Raw genomic sequence first — 18,688 nt, 5'->3', positions numbered from 1 at the left:
TCCCACCTAAAGATTAGGTTTTTGTCGGTTTTTCAATTTGTATTTATATATACTACTTTTCGATATCTCAAAATATAATTCTAGAACAAGAAATAAATGGAAAGGAGAGCCAAGTGACCTATAATGATTTGCCTGTATATCTTATAAACTTCCTTTTGTATACTATAGGTTCGCTCATATTCCTATGAAACAAATAACGAGAAGAAACTTTATAAAAACAGGAATACGCACTTGTCTCTATACTTGTATTACAGCTGGTCTCGGCTATTACTATGCAAAATATATAGAGCCGAACTTTCTTTCTTTCACACATCATACCCTTCGTTCTCCACTTATTCCCAAAAACTTTCACGGTATGAAAATCGTCCAATTTAGTGATTTACATTTAGGATACTATTTTTCTCTCCAGCACCTTTCAACAATCGTTTCAAAAATAAATAGTGCTGCGCCTGATATTGTCCTTTTTACTGGTGATTTAATCGATGACTACCAAACATATAGCGAAACTCCTTTTGTTTCTTCAATTTTGCGAAATATTCGTGCACCCTTTGGTAAATTTGCAATCTATGGAAACCATGATCATGGTGGGTATGGAACCGAATACTATAGTCAAATTATGAGTGATGCAGGTTTTGAAGTATTACAAAATACCGAAAAACGTATTCGTTTATTCGATAATAGTGAAATTTCTATTTTCGGAATCGATGACATGCTTCTTGGCAAACCAGAAATCGAGGTAACATTACACCATGTGCAAAAAGAGCTATATACAATTGTGCTCGTACATGAACCTGATATAGCACCTAAAATTGCAAACTTCCCAGTAAACCTCCAACTTTCTGGACATAGTCATGGTGGACAAGTACAACTTCCCTTTTTAGGAGCGATCATTACCCCAGCACTAGCAAAACATTACATTGAGGGATTTTATCATATTCAAGAATTACTCCTTTATGTAAATCGCGGTCTTGGAAGGACACGTGTTCCATTTCGTTTTTTGTCCAGGCCTGAAATTACAGTATTCACCCTTCAGCACCTGTAACCTATAATTGCCTATTTTCTCATATATCCTTTCTTGTACTCGCTCATCCATGCTTTTTCACCATATGATAACAATGAGTCCAATAAAGGAGGTTTTTACATGTACCCATATCCTCAGCCCTATCTAGTTCGTTCAGGACCCATTGGCCCAGTAAGTGACTCACGCTTCTTACCCTTCTTCGGTGTTCCATTCTTAGCAGGACTTGCTGGCGGCTTACTTGGCGGAGCATTAGCATTCGGCCCTAGACCATCTTACTATCCTCCATATCCGCCAACACCGTTTCCTTGTTACGGAGGGCCATGCCAGCCGTATTATTATTGATATAAACAAAAACTATGAAAAGGCCCCTTATTTATATAAGAGGCTTTTTTCATTCATTTCTATTAATTGAAATTTTATTTGATCATTTTTCTATATGAACCCATTTTGATTTTCCAATATATAATCCGCTACTATACAGAACAAAAAGTGATCTGCATTCGTTTTCTCTCTTTGTTTTATCGTTGCATGGAGCAGGAAGTGGGATTGACCGCTCCTATGCATAGCTGGATGCTCTCTCCCACCTAAAAAAAGGAGTTATGTCGTTTTTTTCAATTTGTATTCATATATAATATCCTTATAATCTTAGTACTAGATACTTACTCATAAGTTATTATTAACTATTTCATATATACAAAACATTACTCTACATCAGTATTTTGATAAGCCATCTTAAATAATTTCACTTGGCTATCAATCTCTTGCGAACTATTATTGATTACATAATAGTATTCACCATCTTTGTTTTGTTCACGCGTTTTTACATTATCTTCTAAAACAAGCTGTAATATTGCGTTTATTCTTGCCTTCAGTTCAAGGCCTAGAATTGGAAAAGATATTTCTACTCGCTTTTCCATATTCCTTGTCATCCAGTCAGCGGAAGATAAATAAATTTTTTCATCTCCATTATGATGGAAATAATAAATACGGCTGTGTTCTAAGTAGCGCCCAACGAGACTAATCACCCTAATATTTTCACTTACATTTTGAATACCAGGGCGTAAGCAACATGTTCCTCTCACGATAAGTTCCACCTTCACTCCAGCCTGCGATGCCTCATACAACTTTTGAATCAACGGTTTATCTGTTAATGAATTCATCTTAGCAATAATGTGTCCATTACCATATTGCTTATGATAGCGAATCTCTTCATCTATTAGCTCCATAAATTGCTGGCGTATATCAAAAGGTGCCACTGACAAATGATGAAAATGAGGTTTCGTTGTATAACCGCTCAAATAATTAAAGAAATTTGTTGCATCTACTCCAAAATCTTTCCGGGATGTAATATAGCCAAAATCTGTATATAGCTTTGCAGTCGCATCATTATAGTTTCCTGTCCCTAAATGTACAAATCTTTCAATTTTTCCGTTTTTTCTTCGTACAACAAGTGTAATTTTACTATGTGTTTTCAAATGACTTACACCATAAATAACGTGGCAACCCGCTTGTTCAAGTTCCTTTGCCCAATGGACATTATTTTCTTCATCAAAACGAGCCTTTAATTCAACAAGCACTGTTACTTGTTTCCCCTTCTCTGCTGCGGTCTTTAATGCCTGAATAATCGGAGAATCTCCACTTACACGATATAACGTTTGTTTTATAGCCAGCACATTCGGGTCATCTGCCGCATCACGCACAAAATCAACAACTGGCTGAAAAGATTCAAATGGATGATGCAATAAAATATCGTGCTCAATTGCTTTCTCAAATACATCTTCTTCATCGTCTAAATCTTGAGGCGGTTGCGGAATAAGAGCTGGATAAACAAGATGTTCATATAAAGGTGCTAATTTTTTGTATAAGGAAAATAAACATGTTAAATCTAATGGTCCCTCCATCATATATACATCTTCATCCTTTACCTCTAACACTTCATATAATAAAGCTAAAACTCTTTCATCTACGTGTTCTTTTCCAATTTCCAAACGAACAGCCGTCCCCCACTTACGTTTTTTTAACTCTTTTTCAATTACTTTCAATAAATCACGTGCACCCTCTTCATGTATTGTCAAATCCGCATTACGCGTAATACGAAAACGAGTGACCGAGGATACTTTATATCCTGTAAATAATTTATGAGTAAAACTACTAATTACGTCTTCTAATAAAATAAATTTATGTTTTTGATCTTCACTTGGCAAAAAAATAAAACGCTCGAGTAATGAAGGCACTTGGACAATACCAAGCTTTGTTCTGTTCTCTTCCTCTACCTGTTTCTCATCATAGAGAATAGTAGCTAAGTTTAAACTTTTATTTAAAAGCATCGGAAACGGACGATATGCATCTATCGCTACAGGTGTTAAGACTGGAAAAATTTGTTCATCAAAATATTCTTCAATAAACTCACGTTGCTCTTTCGTTAAATCTTGAAATGTTAACGGCTCAATACCTTCCATTCCAAGCGCTGGCAGCACAGTATTTTTAAATGTATTATACTGAACTGTCATCAATTCATGAGCTTTCGTAGCAATTTTATTTAGCTGCTGTTTTGGTGTTAATCCAGCCTTATTTTCTGGTTGATTGAAGCCCGCTTTTACTTGATCTTTTAATCCAGCAACACGTACCATAAAAAATTCATCCAAATTTGAACTGAAAATACTAATAAACTTTAATCTTTCTAAAAGTGGATTACTTTCATCTTGTGCCTCTTGTAACACACGTTCATTAAAAGCAAGCCAGCTTAATTCACGGTTATTATAGTAAGCAGTATCATTCAAATTTACAAAGCTTTCCTTCATCAATTCCAATTCCATTTCCCCTCACACTTCCCTTGAAACTTTTTCAATATAATTTAGTTACATTTATTGTAACAAATTCCAATTTATCGAAGTGTAAAACTTTTGTAAAGACATCCGTACAACTTAATATTCCTCTTCAAATATTAAATCAATATTCATCTTCAATGCTTTTTCTAACTGCTTTTTCTGCTTTTCTGCTTGTACCTTTTCTGCTAAAGCTGATTGTTTACAAACAATGTGGAATACAAGCTTCTCTTTATTTTTTTCTACGTTAATCTTTTCAATAAGCGCCCTTTGTCTCACATTTAAAGCAGCTGAAAATTGTAAAACTGCCCCTAACAATCGAATTTTTTTCTGTTCACTCTTATCAAACCAACCTTCAAATGGTGTTAAGTGCTGTTTAAATAGCATTTTCGACTTATAAGATGCGATGAGTGCAAGTCTAATACGTTCTTTATGCATCATGCCGTCGATTGTTTTATTCGCCAATAAATAGAATGTATGCAGACGGCTTGCTTCTGTATCTATGTATTTCCCGATATTAAATACTTTGGCAGCTTGATAAAATATACCCCAATCTTTTTCTGAAAAAGAAATAATTTCAGACTCTTCAAGTTGTGTACAAATTAACGTTCCTTGCTTAATAAGTTGAACGACAAATTTCATATCCATTTCATATTCATAGGACAATAAGTGTAAACTTTCCTCTACTACATTTGGATAATAAGAAATACCTAATTTTTTTGTAAGTTCCTCATAGAAAATACCTTCTCGTAACCCTTTTCTGCTTAATACAAATGATGGGGCTTGTATAATATTTGTTAGCATATAAAATACTTCTATCGCTGGAATAATTGTATCAGCTCGATCTTTTGCTAACCCATCTAACTTCTGTAATTCTGTAAAAGAAAGACTTTCTAGTTCCTCTCTTACATCCCTTATATCTGCTTCCTTCATTTTATATAAATGCAAACCTGCTATCGGATAAGAAATTGCATTTTGATGAATTTTCACCATATTTCGAGCACTCCCACCTATAGCAATAAGGGGTAGTCTTTTTTCCTTTAACCAAGGTAACGTTTGAAATTGATACCATAGATATCTTCTTAATTCTTCTAATTCTTCTGTGGTTGGTGTCTCACGATGAATAAATTGTTGTTTTAAAGAAAGCGCTCCAAAAGGAAAGCTATAATATTCTACAATTTCTCGGTCCCGAAAATATGTAACCTCTGTACTTCCCCCACCTATGTCGACAGTAACTCCTTCTGTAAAAGAAGTTGAATTCATCACAGCTAAGTAACCATAGCGTGCTTCTTCATATTCAGATAATACCCTAAGCACAAAATCAGTTTTTCCTTCTACAAGTTTTTTTATTTCTTCTTGATTCTTTGCTTGTCTAATTGTTGCTGTCGCAACACAAAGCACATTATGTAATCCGTGAAACCTTGTACTTTCTTGAAATTGAAGTAATGTTTGCAGCAGTATATCCATCCCTTCTTGTATTAACACACCATCTATTAGATAATTTCTTAATCGTGCAACAACCTTTGTATTTTCAACTTCCTTATAAAAGCCTCCATTTTGTTTTTCATAAATCACCAATCGCATTGTATTTGAACCAATATCAATAATGGCATATTGCTGTTTCAATATATCTTTCACACTTCTCACTCTTTCATTATCAAATTTCTAGAAATCATTCCTATCACTATTATACAAAATAGTTGTTTTTTGTAACAATATTGCTTTAATATTGAAAATGTATACAATCATTTTTTGTATATAATAAAAACTACTTTTATTTATGCTATAATATTGAAAAACTAGAAAGGGGTCCCACTATGAAACCTTCACAACCACAGTCTCAATCACACAAACAATATTCTATTGATCAATTAGCTCAATCTATTTTCATTGTGAACCGGCATGCCAAAGCTGCTACAAATCCTAAATATTTATATTGGTTGAAAAAGATTGCTTTAGAACGTTTAATTAGTGAAAAGAAAGCAATAAAAGAAGGATTACATTTCTCTAGGAATCCACGTTTTAGTCAGCAACAATCAGATGTTCTCGTTCGGTTAGGTGACTATTTTTTCCATATCCCTCCTACAAAAGATGATTTCAGTACTCTCCCACATCTCGGTAGCCTTGAATCTTCCTATAGAAACCCCAAAACAACTCTTTCTTTAGTAGTAGCAAAAAAAACGCTTCAAGATTTTATTGGGCCGGAAGCGCTAAAACAGGAAAAAAAATTAAGCGAACCAATTCCTTGGTATCGGCGTACGTATACAAAGAAATAAAGCAGGCTTGGCCATAATGGCCAACCTGCTTTATTTCTTCTCTTCTTTTATTTTAATGTTCGCTTGTTTATAAAATGCTACTTTTTCTGTATTATATGATTTTGTATATTCGTTGAACTTATCTTTTTCAGCATCAATATCTTTATAAGATTGGTTCACCGTTTTTACTTTCTCACTAATATCTTTTAATTTTGCTCCTTTATCTTGAAGCATTGTGAATAATTCTTTTTCTAACTTTAATGATTTACTATAGTTGTCATACATCTTCTTAAAAGACTCATATCGTTTTTCGTAAGTATTCTTTACTTTGTCTGCTTGTTCTTTTAACTTACCATTCTCGATTTTTTTCACATATTTATCAACCGATTTCACTTCTTCTTGTGCTTTGTTTAATGCTTCTTTTTCTTTATCAATTACTTTTCCACGTTCTGCTGTATTTTTCATTGCTTGATCTAATTTTTCTTTCGCAGCTTGATTATTATCTTTTCCTTCTTGCACGATTTGACCGTATAATGTTTGGCCTTCTTTTTCTAATGCCTCTAATTTTTTCGCGTCTTCAAACATTGGCTTTTCTTGCTTCGCAGCATTTTCAAATGCTACATATAATTCCTCTTCTGGTTTTGGTCCGAAACAACCAGCTAATAATGTCATAGATAAAGCCGCTACAATTGCTATTTTATTATATTTCAACTTTTTTTCCTCCTACTTATATACGATCATCATGCCAAAAATTTAATGGAAAATGAGCAGCTTCTTCATACACTTCAAACTCATACCCTTTTTTACGAAGATCATCAATAATTGTTTGCAATGCTTGTACAGTTTGTTTTTTTTCATGCATTAAAATGACTTCACGTTCTTGTTTAGCCCCTGAAATGACATTTTGTACTACACCATTCGGATTCCCTGGTAATTTCCAATCTAAAGAATCAATAGTCCAGTCCCATTCTTTCATATTTACTGTTGCCATTTGGTCCCGCAATGCTTGATTAAGCCCTGGCATACTTCCGTACGGGCAACGAACAAGCTTAGGTTCCATCCCTGTAACATCTTTCACAATTTTCTGCGCTTGTTTCATCTCTTCTACAAACTGTCCTTGTTTATACAGTTTGGCATAATCATGTGTCATGCTATGAACACCTGGATAATGTCCTTCCTTTACTAAACGTTTCACACTCTCTGTATGAGAAGGGATGTTTCCACCAATCATGAAAAATGTTCCTTTTATTTCATTTTTCTTTAAGATATCTAAAATTTCTTTTTGAAATTCACTCGGCCCATCATCAAAAGTTAAGTATGCAACTTTGCGTACTTCCCCATTAAATTTCACCGGTGCTTTTTTATCCAACTCAACTTTTACCTGTTCACTAGCAAGCTGGATTGGGTTTACCTGAGTGGCTACAGCTCTTGCAGGTGATGTAAAGGATTGAAATATGAAAAACCCCGCCGCGATAGCACTAATTGCAATAGCAATTATAACTAGCCACCTGATCAAAGGTGATCGTCGGCTCCTCACGTCTATCATTCTACCATTCCCCTTCTCTCTTTCTATCAATCTTTTCTTGTTCATTTTACACAGTGTAAAGGTTTACTTGCAACAATTTACAAATATTCTTTTTGTTCCCTCAAAAGGAAAAGTGTAGAGATTGTTTTCCCTACACTTTTAAATAAAAAAACATTGTGCAAAATGTATTGACACATCCATTACAATTATATGATGTTTAAATCTATTTTTAAAGACTTTTGTTACAAAATATCATTTTTTTGTAACAAAAGAGATGAAATTGTTACGAAGAAACTTTTATAATTCTCTATTTTTTAAATCTCTATGTTATACGATTGAGTTCTCACTTTATTTCATAGCTCTTCTAATGATTTTCGCTCTCCTGGATAAGTTACCGTCTAAAATAATAACTGAATACCTTTTATATAATATAAATTATAAGTAAAGCAAAAAGGATTGAGCATCTATACATCTTGCATTACTAATCATACTGTATGCTTCTATATCAATAATATTTTTTTACAAAACAAAAATGTACGTATTTTTCGTACATTTTCTCTCTTAAACTTGTATTCATTTTCTTTTCTATTTCATATATATAGTATATATCTATTTTGATTTTCCAACATATAAATCGATGCTATGAAGAACGAAAAGTGACCGCTACTTGTTTTCTCTCTTTGTTTTAAATTGGCATGGGGCAGGAAAAGGGTCTGCATGGCCAGATGCTCTCTACCACCTAAAAAAAGGTTTTATGTCGGTCTTTCAATTTGTATTTATATAATATATATCCATTACCGAAAGGAGAAAAAGATGTTACAAAGAGAAAAGACGTCATTCGTTTTTTAGCCGGATTTCTCTTATCATTAAAACTATTATTTGAATCATTCGGGCTTTCTTTTATTACAAATGACCAAATTGATGCTATCATAAATGTTGCTTCTTTCTTATTTATTTTATACTTCGGATATAAAAATAACTATGTAGGAAAAAAAGGCTTGGAACAAAAAGAATTACTAAAGAAGCATAATTTGCATTAAAAAAGGAACCCACTTCCCGGGGCTCCTTTTTATTGTTGTATCAATATTGCTTCTTTTGTTTGAAGTGGTCCATATAATCGGCCCTTCTGCTGAAATGTGTATGTAGCACGTAACGAAATATGAGACGGGATTTGTATACGTGATGCTTTCACCTGACAGATTAATTGAGCTTTTTCACCTGGTAGTAATTCATCAATCCTCCACCTTACAAGTTGGAATAAAAACTCTCCCGTCCCTTTACTCGTTTGTAATGTATTAGGGATATATGCAAAATGATCACGAATCATATGACTAACGATTACGCGAGAAATTTCTTCGCTTCCTATGTTTTCAACTTCTAATTGAATAAAAAGAATTTCATGTACATCATAAACAACTTCTTGTGAAAAACACTTTTCTTTTTTACTGCGAATTTGTAATGTTACCGCTACATTTGGATTGGACTGTTTGCTCGTAACTTCTTTAGAACCACCTTCCATCCACATAACAGGTTGTAAAGATAACGGAAACAATTCTTTATCTAGACTTATTTCCCACATTTTCACAATCACAATTCACCTCATTCCAGATGGTATTATCTGTACAAATTTATTCTGCTCTCCTAAATAATAAACTACCCTTCTCCAATTCGTTCACCTTAAAACATTCCCCTATTTATTCCAATAAAAATACACGTCTTCAACATTTTTATCTTTCTTCTTTATCTTATTCGACGACGTGATTAAAAAACCATTTTAAATAGCTATACACTCCTTCATTCGCTAGATTCCTTTTGTTTCTTCAATATTAAAAGCTATAAAGTGAAACTTTAATTCAGTAGAGATTTTCTTCATCCCCACTGATTATTAGCTCTCACCTAACCTCTGAGCTTTCGCTAAATCTTGAGGTGGGAATATTACTGCCCCAAAATAGCGGGATAAAATAAAAAAATTTGCCTTTTAGTCAAATTTGACTATAATATGATTTATGCTTTCTATTCTTTATGGCACTATCTTCTCTTATAAAAGGAATAGTGAAATTATAGTCCTACATAAAGACATGCTAAAGTACGAACTACTAATAAGATTTTCCTACAGAACAGTTGATCTTATATAAAAGGAGGGGTATGTTTGCAAGAACAAGCATCTCAAAACAAAGGAAGTAAAACAAAGTTTGTTGTTGCTGGATTGTTACTTGGTATTTTAATGGCAGCAATGGATAATACAATCGTTGCCACTGCCATGGCGACAATTGTTGGAGACCTAGGAGGATTTGATAAATTTGTTTGGGTCACATCAGCTTATATGGTAGCAACAATGGCAGGGATGCCGATTTTCGGGAAATTATCTGATATGTATGGACGTAAACGTTTTTATATCGGTGGATTGCTTCTCTTTTTGCTTGGTTCTATTCTTTGCGGTACAGCAGCAAGTATTGAACAGTTAAGTATCTACAGAGCGATTCAAGGAATTGGTGGCGGCGCTTTAATGCCAATTGCATTCACAATCATGTATGATATATTCCCGCCGGAAAAACGAGGGAAAATGACTGGACTATTTGGAGCAGTTTTTGGAACATCAAGCGTATTCGGTCCTTTATTAGGGGCTTATATTACTGATTATATAAGTTGGCACTGGGTCTTTTATATCAATATTCCATTAGGGCTTATTTCCTTCTTCTTCATCTCGAAGTACTACAAAGAATCTCTACAATATAGAAAACAAAAAATCGATTGGGCTGGTGCCATTACACTTGTAATAAGCATTGTTTGCTTAATGTTTGCTCTAGAACTTGGTGGTAAGGAATATGCTTGGAATTCTAATATGATTCTTGGCTTATTTGCTACTTTTGCTATTATGCTTATTATCTTCTTCTTCGTAGAAAGACGAGCAACAGAGCCAATTATTTCTTTCCATTTATTTAAAAAGCGCTTATTTGCAGCGAGCCAAGGTGTTGCCTTTTTCTATGGAGCAACTTTTATTATTTGTACAGTTTACATTCCAATCTTTGTCCAAGGCGTTCTTGGCGGTTCAGCATCTAATGCAGGATTAATTTTAACACCAATGATGGTCGGTTCTGTAGTCGGAAGTCAAGTAGGTGGACAATTGGCGTCTCGAACAAGTTACCGTAACATTATGATCGTATCTGGAATTTTCTTTGTACTTGGGATTTATTCACTTGGCACATTAACACTAGAAACATCACGTACACTCGTAACAACCTTTATGATTCTAACTGGGCTTGGAGTTGGCTTCTCATTCTCTATTTTAAGTATGTCTTCTATTCACAATTTAGAAATGAGAGATCGCGGCTCTGCTACATCAACAAACTCTTTCTTCCGTTCTCTTGGAATGACTCTTGGTGTGACAATTTTCGGTACGATTCAAAATCAGATTTTCACTGATAAATTAAAAGCTGTTTTCCCTCCAGAATTAGAAAAAATGGTACCAACAGGTGGAGACACAAGCTTTTTATTGTCACCACATGCTACTGAAAAAATTCCACCTCAAATATTGGATGGAATTAAACAAGCACTTGGGACATCTATTGCCGATACATTTTGCTGGGCGCTTATCCCAGCTGTTCTAAGTATTATCTGTATTATACTGATGGGTAAAGAACGTCTCTTAACGGGAACAAAGAAAAAACAGAAACAGGTAAGTTAATACACACCAAAATGAAACGGTATATCTCTTTCGATAAAGAGATATACCGTTTATAATATGTATAAAGTTTATATTACAGGAGTTGAGACAGCGTGAGCATGAAATTAGTCATTCTCGGCTTGCTACTCGAAGGAGATAAACATCCATATGAAGTGCAGCATATAATGAAAGAACGACAAATGAATTGTTATATTAAATACGCAAAAGGATCCCTCTATTACGCCTTTGAACAATTGGAGAAACAAGGGGCAATTGCGGTTACAAATGTTGTACGAGATACCAATCGACCAGATAAGACAATTTTCCATATAACTGAAACTGGAAGAGAATTTTTCCATACACTGCTTTTAAAGCAATTCGAGGCAAAAAACCAAATATATAAACCAATCTATTCAGCACTATCCTTCTCTCACTTTGGTGATGAAAAAACAATCATTCCTATTTTAGAAAAAAAGAGAGATGACACAATTCAATATTTACATACGATGCAATCCATATACGAACATAGCAAGGAAAATGTTCCGCGTGCACAGCTTTATATTTTAAACAGTGTTATTGAACATATTACTGTTGAATTACGTTGGTTAAATGAACTCCATAAAGATGCAAGTGCTGGTCGCCTTTCAGAAATAGGAATGAATGGAAATTGACACTTTATCAGTGGGGATTTTCCTCACTGATCATTCTCCCTACCATCCACCGCCTTATGCCCTTTATTATTTCTTCTCTCTTATTTAGACATAAATCCTCATCATTCATGTTGAAAACAAACATAGAACCTTTGATTCCACCCCATTTATAAAATCATAATTTTCATAATGGTGAAAATTATGATTTTATAAATATTCTTATTTTAAAACAGTAGACAAAATTCAAAAAATTATGTTAGAATTTGTTTCAATATCATATTCGCTTGTTAAATTCCTTTCAAAAGGAAAATAGGTACACGACATTTCTGAGTTCGTGTTGAAAAGGGAAGTTTGGTGAAATTCCAACGCGGTCCCGCCACTGTAAGTGCAGAGACTTCTTTTCTATACCACTGTGAAAACGGGAAGGTGAAAGAAGTCATATGAAGCATAAGCCAGGAGACCTGCCTATTTTAACAACACTGATAGACTCACGGATGATGATTAGGTGTTATGAACGAGAAGAGAGGGCTATTTTCTGTACCTTTATACTTTTCGTTACATGCATTTCCGAGTAAACGGAAATGCTTACTTTCAATTAGGGAGGAATTTTAAATGGCAATTCAAACAAGTAATTTAGGGTATCCACGAATTGGGTTACACAGAGAATGGAAAAAAACGTTGGAAGCTTTTTGGTCAAATAAGATTGATGAGCAGCACTTTTCAACAACAATGAAAGAAATTCGTCTTCAACATGTGAAAGCTCAGCAAGAAAAAGGAATCAATTTAGTTCCAATTGGCGACTTTACATATTATGATCATGTGCTGGACACAGCCTACATGCTTGGCTTTATTCCATCTCGTTTTTCAGAGTTCACTTCTTATCTTGATGTATATTTTGCAATGGCACGTGGCTCTAAAGATCACGTTGCTTCCGAAATGACAAAATGGTTTAACACAAACTATCATTATATTGTTCCAGAATATGAAGAAGGATTGAAGATTTCTTTAAAAGACAATCGACCACTTCGCTTATACGAAGAAGCAAAACAAGAATTAGGCGTTGATGGAAAACCAGTTATATTAGGACCTTATACATTCTTAAAATTAGCAAAAGGATATAAACAAGAGCAATTTGCTACTATTTTAAATCAACTAGTTGTTCCTTATGTACAGCTATTAACTGAATTACACGAAGCTGGTGCAAAATTCATCCAAATTGATGAACCAATTTTTGCATCTTTAACAAAAGAAGAAATAGCAGAGGCGAAAGAACTTTACGCGACAATTCGTAAAAGCGTTCCAAATGCAATTCTTATCTTACAAACTTATTTTGATAGTGTAGAAGAGAACTATGAAGAAATTATTACATTCCCTGTATCCGGCATTGGATTGGACTTTGTTCACGGTAAAGAAGGTAATGTAAACACAGTTTTAGAGTATGGATTCCCATCCGATAAAATTTTAGCAGTCGGTTGTATAGATGGCCGTAACATTTGGAGAGCTGATCTTGACGAAGTCCTTTCTTTATTTAAAACATTACAAGATCACATTACACCGAAAGAGTGGATCGTTCAGCCTTCATGTAGCTTATTACATACTCCAATTGATAAAACGGAAGAAACACACTTATCAACAGAACTATTTGATGCCCTTGCATTTGCAAATCAAAAATTAGAAGAACTTACACTTATTAAACGCGCGCTTTCTGAGGGTGCAGAAAGTGTTAGTACGGAATTAGCTACTTACCGTAGCGCTCATGAAGCAATTCGATCTTCAGCTGCACGTAATCGTGAAGATGTACAAACAGCAAGAGCAACTCTTAAAGAAGAAGATTTCTCTCGTCCTCTTCCATTTGAACAACGTTATGCTTTGCAACAAGAAGCATTACAGTTACCGCTACTTCCAACAACAACAATCGGTAGCTTCCCGCAAACTACTGAAGTTCGTCAAACGCGTAAACAATGGCGAAGCGGTGACATTACAAATGAACAATATGAACAATTTATTGAAAAAGAAACTGAAAAATGGATTCGATATCAAGAAGAAATCGGCCTTGATGTGCTCGTTCATGGTGAATTTGAGCGAACTGATATGGTAGAATACTTTGGCGAAAGACTTGCTGGTTTCTCTTTCACTAAGAATGGTTGGGTTCAATCATACGGTTCCCGCTGTGTAAAACCACCTGTAATCTATGGTGATGTTGCCTTTATTAATGGGATGACAATTAAAGAAACCGCATATGCCCAGGGCCTTACAAATAAAGTTGTAAAAGGCATGTTAACAGGTCCTGTGACCATTCTAAACTGGTCATTCGTTCGGAATGATATTTCACGAAAAGAAGTTTCTTACCAAATTGCATTAGCACTTCGTCATGAAATTAAATTGCTTGAATCTTCCGGTATCCGTGTTATTCAAGTCGATGAACCAGCACTTCGCGAAGGAATGCCGCTAAAAGAAAAAGATTGGAACACATATATTACATGGGCTGTTCAATCATTCCTTCTAGCAACTTCTTCTGTAGCGAATGAAACACAAATTCACACACATATGTGTTACAGTAACTTCGAAGATATCGTAGATGCAATTCGTGCATTAGATGCCGATGTTATTTCTATCGAAACATCAAGAAGTCATGGTGAATTCATTCATACATTAGAACATACAACATATGAAAAAGGGATCGGTTTAGGAGTTTATGATATTCATAGCCCTCGTGTTCCAAGTAAAAATGAAATGTATACAATTGTAGAACAATCCTTAAAAGTATGTGATCCAAAATACTTCTGGATTAACCCAGACTGTGGTTTAAAAACAAGAAGAACAGAAGAAGTTATACCTGCTTTAGAGCATATGGTTCAAGCTGCTAAAGAGGCCCGCTCTCTTCTAAAAACAAACGCATAAGGAAATAAGAGTGTCCTTTAAAAGGATACCCTTATTCTATATTTCAACTAGCGTTCATCGCCAATAACAAGGTGGTACAAATAAAAATAAAATGAACTTCCTGACAATTACGCTAATTTATTCACATCATCAATTCCTAGTTCTTCTATATAAAGAAACACAAATAGAATAACCAAACTTAATCCGCACGATGTTGAAAAGCAGCCGATCCAATAAATGATAAGATTACGCCGCAAACTTGGCGTATATTTACACCTTCTTCCGTTCTTCATTGTAACGAAGTTTAAAAGAAAAAGCCACGATACCGTGGCCTTTTTTTTACTCTTTCTTTTCAAAAAACAATTCATATTGTATCTTGTACAATTCATCATCTGTTGGTTCCTCAAGCGGTATTGCTTGTAGTACCAACAGATAATCACCTTTTGGAATTGAAATGGGAAATTTGTCAGAAAGAATACTCCTTACAAAAACTCCTTCGTCCCCCACCCTAAAAGGGACTGATATCGTTCTCATTGTCTCTTCTTTCTCAATACGCTTCCCAACTGTTGCTTTAATTTCACACGTATAATCAGAAAGTGCCTCAAAAACAATTACTCCTTCTGCTTCAGCGTATCCCCTCTCAAAATCTTCATTCGTCCAGTCTACATAAGGCTGTTCCCCCTCATAATTCATCACGATTAATTGTGAGTAGGAAATTGTTAATTCCACAAGCACCATTCCCTTCTACTACTTAACCTCAAACTTCACACGTGTCCCATCTGGGTACTTATCTAGCTTATTTCCCACCCATGAACCTGCGCCTCTATTATCAGCAGGGTTAATATATTCAATATGCGCATCTTTTCCACCTTCTTTGCACATTGCCATTGGCCATTCATCACGATCGTACCCTTTTTTTGCTGGATATGGAGCTAGAGACAACTTTCTTCTATCAGCTGCACCACTTCGATCAATCGTACATACTTTAGAATGCCCTTCTTTAATCGCATCTGCTATATGTTTCCCCGTCTCTGGATAACGTTCTTTTGGAAATTCTAGAACTTGATCATATGTAACTTCTTTCTTACTCTTTGGTTCTGTTGGTATAAACGCTTCATAGACAGCAACTAAAATAGAAAGAATAGCAATAATCGAAATGATAATGCCTTTTAATTGTTTCATATATGTACCTCCGTTTTTCGACCCAATTTCTTTTCCTAGGCTATTATAACAAACTTCCTCCATATATGTTTTCAGACATTATTTTATCCCTTCCTCCCCTTTACGCCAAAAACATTCATTTTTATGCAACTTTTCGCTAATCATGTAGAAAACTTCTAGACTTCCGACATTCTTTTTCAAAGGAAGTCTAAATAAAAGATGGAATTTGTATATACGATACTTTTTGGGGAGGAAATGTTATGGAGGCGACATATAAAACGAAGGATGTTACAAATAAAACAGGAATCCCGAAACATATAGTTCGAAAATATAGTCAACTTTTAGAACAACATGGTTATATGATTGCAAAAACTGCTGATGCTCGTATATATAAAATGGATGATATGAAGCTTTTAAAATCAATTCACGAACGAGCAGCCACTTTACAAGAAGATATTACAGAAACAATTCCTATCATTTTAAAAGAAAAAGACAGTCCACCTGTACCGATGTTAAAACAAAATCAAGAAGTACATGCGAAAGAAGAAGACCGAAACTTTGAAGAATTCATGTTAAAACTTGAGATGCTCGCCCAATTAAACGAAGCAATTATTCATCAAAACTCTACCTTAATTACACAAAACCGCTTAAAAGATGAAAAACTAGATGAATTAATGCAACAAGTTTATGTAAAAGAAGGTACACAAGAAGAAATGCTGCAAGAGCTTATTGATCACGCAGCTCAAACAGATGCCCTACAAAAAGAAAAAATGGACTTATTGATGAATCATATGTATAAGCGTGAATCAAAGCAAGAAGAAAAAATGAACAAGCTTGTCAATCACGTTTACAATAAAGACAACAATCGAGATGCACAGCTTATGCAAGTCATTCGTGAAATTCAAGAAACAAAACGACTAATCGCCGCCTCAAAGGAGCAAAGCTTATTTCAATCATTTAAAAATTTATTTATTCGAGTCAAACCAGAAAAAACAAATGAATAAAACCTTCATCGTTAGCTTTTCATCATCCAAGGTAGAAGCTTTACAAGCCTTTCATTTTCACGTATATAAATCTATTTTAGTTTTTCGACATATTAGTCGCTCACGCGAAGCAGAAAAAGTAACCGTTAGTTGTTTTCTCTTTCTATTTTTACTTGGCATGGGGCAGGAAAAGGCTCTGACCGCTTCTATGCATGGCTGGATCCTCTCTCCCAACTAAAACGAAGGAGTTTATGTCGTTTTTTCAACTTGAATTTATATAGATAAATAAAAAAGTTACCTTATATCGGTAACTTTTATTCCTTATTTCTAACTGCTGGTAATGTAATAATTGCTTCCGTTCCTTTTCCACTCTCGCTTTTATATTCCAGCGTACCATTATGTGCTTGTAAAATACTAAAGGTAACCATAAGCCCTAGACCCGTTCCTTTTTCTTTTAATGAATAATACGGTTGTCCAAGCCTTGCTAGCTGTTCTTTCGTCATTCCAACGCCACTATCTTTTACTCGCACTATAATCACATCATCTTTTTGAATGGCGGTTACTTTTAAATACCCTTTGTTTTCTTGAATCGCTTCAATTCCATTTTTAACGATATTCATAATCGCTTGCTTTAACTTTGTCTTATCACCAATCGTATAAAGGCTCTCAGAAATTTCAACTTGTAAATAAACGCCTTGCATAGCCGCAAATGAAGACATTAAAGTAGTCATTTCTATAAGCTGCGCTGATAAACATATATGTTCCTTTTTTTCAATTTGCGGTCTAGCTAAATTTAAGTAATCCGAAATAATTTGTTCGGCCCGATCAAGCTCAGCTAGTACAAGACGCATATAGTCCTTATTCTTCATATCTTCTGTACTCTCTAATAGCTGAATAAACCCTCGAACAACTGTGAGGGGATTTCGCACCTCATGTGCTACACTTGCCGCTAGCTCGCTTATAATGTTTAACTTTTCAGATTTTTGCATTTCTGTACGTAACAATGCATTTTCATTTAAATACTCTGTTAAATACACTTGAAATACCATTGTCATAACCATAATAAAGGAAGCAAATATGTATCCACTATACAAATGCGACATAGGTGGCGTAAAGCCTACTCTCAGTAAAATCCCAAACATACTACACACTAAACCGACAAGAACATACAAAGATGAAATAATAAAGGCCACAATAAGTTTTTTTTCTCTCGGAAAAACAGACCACTTTTTTGATAGCAGGAAAGGAATGATTGCAAGACATAAAACTTCTATTATCCGAAACCACTGTAAACCATTCAAAAACCATTCGTATACAATAAAAATACAAGCTGGGATAATCCCTACAATCCCACCATACAAAAAAGCACTCATAATCGGAATCGCATGGAAATTGTAACTACAAGCATCGACAAAATAAATCGGATACGTCATAGAGAGAACAAGCGTAATACTAGATAAGAACATAATAAAATAGCGATTGGGCTTTGGAAGCATATCTTGATAACGGTTTAGACGAATCGCTTCATATAAAAACAGTGGCAAAATAATGATCGCGACTTGGATCATTAAGTCACGAATTAGCTCCATAGCCTCTCATCCCCTATATGTATTTTGATATGATTATATCATTTTACAGTTGCTTTTGTTTTAAAATTTAGATTTTTCTTAACATATTTGTAAATTATTTGTGAATAAACGTTAAGAAATGTTACAACTTTCCGA

17 protein-coding genes and 1 riboswitch are annotated in these 18,688 nt (G+C 34.6%); of the genes, 8 read left to right on the top strand and 9 right to left on the bottom strand.

Translation table 11 applies throughout. From position 1 onward, the window contains the following. Nucleotides 1-184 precede the first annotated feature (184 nt). Both C568_RS0104245 and C568_RS0104240 read left to right on the top strand, forming a co-directional pair. Nucleotides 185-1,042: a metallophosphoesterase gene (locus C568_RS0104245; RefSeq protein ID WP_006095819.1), complete on the top strand. Its 858-nt coding sequence runs from the start codon at nt 185-187 to the stop codon at nt 1,040-1,042. A gap of 99 nt (nt 1,043-1,141) precedes the next feature. Further along, entirely contained in the window at nt 1,142-1,363 is a 222-nt protein-coding gene (locus tag C568_RS0104240) for a hypothetical protein (RefSeq protein ID WP_003208297.1), read from the top strand. 359 nt (nt 1,364-1,722) lie between these two features. Here C568_RS0104240 and C568_RS0104235 read toward each other — a convergent pair whose 3' ends face one another. Next, a complete protein-coding gene (locus C568_RS0104235) occupies nt 1,723-3,831 on the bottom strand; it encodes an RNA degradosome polyphosphate kinase (protein WP_018780874.1) in 2,109 nt (702 codons plus the stop codon). A gap of 114 nt (nt 3,832-3,945) precedes the next feature. Then, complete coding sequence (locus C568_RS0104230; RefSeq protein WP_018780873.1) at nt 3,946-5,484, bottom strand: Ppx/GppA family phosphatase; 1,539 nt, start codon at nt 5,482-5,484, stop codon at nt 3,946-3,948. Between the two features lie 179 nt (nt 5,485-5,663). Here C568_RS0104230 and C568_RS0104225 point away from each other — a divergent pair, with 179 nt between their 5' ends. Continuing rightward, nucleotides 5,664-6,122: a YkyB family protein gene (locus C568_RS0104225; RefSeq protein WP_006095822.1), complete on the top strand. Its 459-nt coding sequence runs from the start codon at nt 5,664-5,666 to the stop codon at nt 6,120-6,122. A gap of 30 nt (nt 6,123-6,152) precedes the next feature. On the opposite strand, the gene C568_RS0104220 is transcribed toward C568_RS0104225, so the two are convergent. Both C568_RS0104220 and C568_RS0104215 read right to left on the bottom strand, forming a co-directional pair. Further along, nucleotides 6,153-6,773, bottom strand: a complete 621-nt coding sequence (locus C568_RS0104220; protein ID WP_050774439.1) for a YkyA family protein — start codon at nt 6,771-6,773, stop codon at nt 6,153-6,155. Between the two features lie 55 nt (nt 6,774-6,828). Further along, nucleotides 6,829-7,647, bottom strand: a complete 819-nt coding sequence (locus tag C568_RS0104215) for a peptidoglycan-N-acetylglucosamine deacetylase (protein ID WP_018780872.1) — start codon at nt 7,645-7,647, stop codon at nt 6,829-6,831. A gap of 764 nt (nt 7,648-8,411) precedes the next feature. Here C568_RS0104215 and C568_RS0104205 point away from each other — a divergent pair. Continuing rightward, entirely contained in the window at nt 8,412-8,666 is a 255-nt protein-coding gene (locus tag C568_RS0104205; protein WP_051091452.1) for a phage holin, read from the top strand. A gap of 29 nt (nt 8,667-8,695) precedes the next feature. Here the strand turns inward: C568_RS0104205 and C568_RS0104200 are convergent, their stop codons facing one another. Continuing rightward, the gene (locus C568_RS0104200; protein ID WP_029426891.1) at nt 8,696-9,211 is read right to left on the bottom strand and encodes a hypothetical protein; all 516 of its coding nucleotides are present in this window, start codon (nt 9,209-9,211) and stop codon (nt 8,696-8,698) included. A gap of 564 nt (nt 9,212-9,775) precedes the next feature. Between C568_RS0104200 and C568_RS0104195 the strand changes: the two genes are divergently transcribed. The 3 genes from C568_RS0104195 (at nt 9,776) to metE (ending at nt 14,841) form a co-directional block, all read left to right on the top strand. After that, nucleotides 9,776-11,311 carry an MDR family MFS transporter gene (locus tag C568_RS0104195; RefSeq protein ID WP_018780869.1) on the top strand — a complete coding sequence of 512 codons (1,536 nt, stop codon included), beginning with the start codon at nt 9,776-9,778 and terminating at the stop codon, nt 11,309-11,311. Nucleotides 11,312-11,403: 92 nt separating this feature from the next. Continuing rightward, on the top strand, nt 11,404-11,961 hold the full coding sequence (locus C568_RS0104190) for a PadR family transcriptional regulator (RefSeq protein ID WP_018780868.1): 558 nt from the start codon (nt 11,404-11,406) through the stop codon (nt 11,959-11,961). A 273-nt stretch (nt 11,962-12,234) separates the two neighbouring features. Next, a riboswitch (cobalamin riboswitch) is annotated at nt 12,235-12,423 on the top strand. A gap of 129 nt (nt 12,424-12,552) precedes the next feature. Beyond that, a complete protein-coding gene (gene metE, locus C568_RS0104185; RefSeq protein ID WP_006095826.1) occupies nt 12,553-14,841 on the top strand; it encodes a 5-methyltetrahydropteroyltriglutamate--homocysteine S-methyltransferase in 2,289 nt (762 codons plus the stop codon). Nucleotides 14,842-14,948: 107 nt separating this feature from the next. Here the strand turns inward: metE and C568_RS35160 are convergent, their stop codons facing one another. The 3 genes from C568_RS35160 to nucA are packed head-to-tail and all read right to left on the bottom strand — an operon-like array spanning nt 14,949 to nt 16,002. Next, entirely contained in the window at nt 14,949-15,113 is a 165-nt protein-coding gene (locus C568_RS35160) for a hypothetical protein (RefSeq protein WP_003199904.1), read from the bottom strand. Nucleotides 15,114-15,159: 46 nt separating this feature from the next. Continuing rightward, nucleotides 15,160-15,549, bottom strand: coding sequence for a competence protein ComJ (comJ, locus tag C568_RS0104180; RefSeq protein WP_029426889.1), 390 nt, complete (start codon nt 15,547-15,549; stop codon nt 15,160-15,162). 18 nt (nt 15,550-15,567) lie between these two features. Further along, the gene (nucA, locus tag C568_RS0104175; protein WP_029426887.1) at nt 15,568-16,002 is read right to left on the bottom strand and encodes a DNA-entry nuclease; all 435 of its coding nucleotides are present in this window, start codon (nt 16,000-16,002) and stop codon (nt 15,568-15,570) included. A 239-nt stretch (nt 16,003-16,241) separates the two neighbouring features. On the opposite strand from nucA, the gene C568_RS0104170 reads away from it, so the two are divergent. After that, complete coding sequence (locus C568_RS0104170; protein ID WP_003199901.1) at nt 16,242-16,985, top strand: DUF3967 domain-containing protein; 744 nt, start codon at nt 16,242-16,244, stop codon at nt 16,983-16,985. A gap of 293 nt (nt 16,986-17,278) precedes the next feature. Here the strand turns inward: C568_RS0104170 and C568_RS0104165 are convergent, their stop codons facing one another. After that, on the bottom strand, nt 17,279-18,553 hold the full coding sequence (locus C568_RS0104165) for a sensor histidine kinase (protein ID WP_006095828.1): 1,275 nt from the start codon (nt 18,551-18,553) through the stop codon (nt 17,279-17,281). Nucleotides 18,554-18,688: the final 135 nt, after the last annotated feature.

The organism is Bacillus sp. 95MFCvi2.1, from assembly GCF_000374965.1.
GTDB classification, from domain to species: Bacteria; Bacillota; Bacilli; order Bacillales; family Bacillaceae_G; genus Bacillus_A; species Bacillus_A pseudomycoides.
The sequence above is the reverse complement of the archived record's forward strand: the minus strand, read 5'-3'. Positions and strand labels throughout refer to the sequence as shown.

Excerpts from the sequence above, each read along its gene's own strand:
- C568_RS0104240 (WP_003208297.1), top strand. The coding sequence starts at position 1,142 with ATGTACCCATATCCTCAGCCCTATCTAGTTCGTTCAGGACCCATTGGC.
- C568_RS0104225 (WP_006095822.1), top strand. The coding sequence starts at position 5,664 with ATGAAACCTTCACAACCACAGTCTCAATCACACAAACAATATTCTATT.
- nucA (WP_029426887.1), bottom strand. The coding sequence starts at position 16,002 with ATGAAACAATTAAAAGGCATTATCATTTCGATTATTGCTATTCTTTCT.
- C568_RS0104215 (WP_018780872.1), bottom strand. The coding sequence starts at position 7,647 with ATGATAGACGTGAGGAGCCGACGATCACCTTTGATCAGGTGGCTAGTT.
- C568_RS0104245 (WP_006095819.1), top strand. The coding sequence starts at position 185 with ATGAAACAAATAACGAGAAGAAACTTTATAAAAACAGGAATACGCACT.
- C568_RS35160 (WP_003199904.1), bottom strand. The coding sequence starts at position 15,113 with ATGAAGAACGGAAGAAGGTGTAAATATACGCCAAGTTTGCGGCGTAAT.
- C568_RS0104170 (WP_003199901.1), top strand. The coding sequence starts at position 16,242 with ATGGAGGCGACATATAAAACGAAGGATGTTACAAATAAAACAGGAATC.
- C568_RS0104165 (WP_006095828.1), bottom strand. The coding sequence starts at position 18,553 with ATGGAGCTAATTCGTGACTTAATGATCCAAGTCGCGATCATTATTTTG.
- C568_RS0104220 (WP_050774439.1), bottom strand. The coding sequence starts at position 6,773 with ATGACATTATTAGCTGGTTGTTTCGGACCAAAACCAGAAGAGGAATTA.
- metE (WP_006095826.1), top strand. The coding sequence starts at position 12,553 with ATGGCAATTCAAACAAGTAATTTAGGGTATCCACGAATTGGGTTACAC.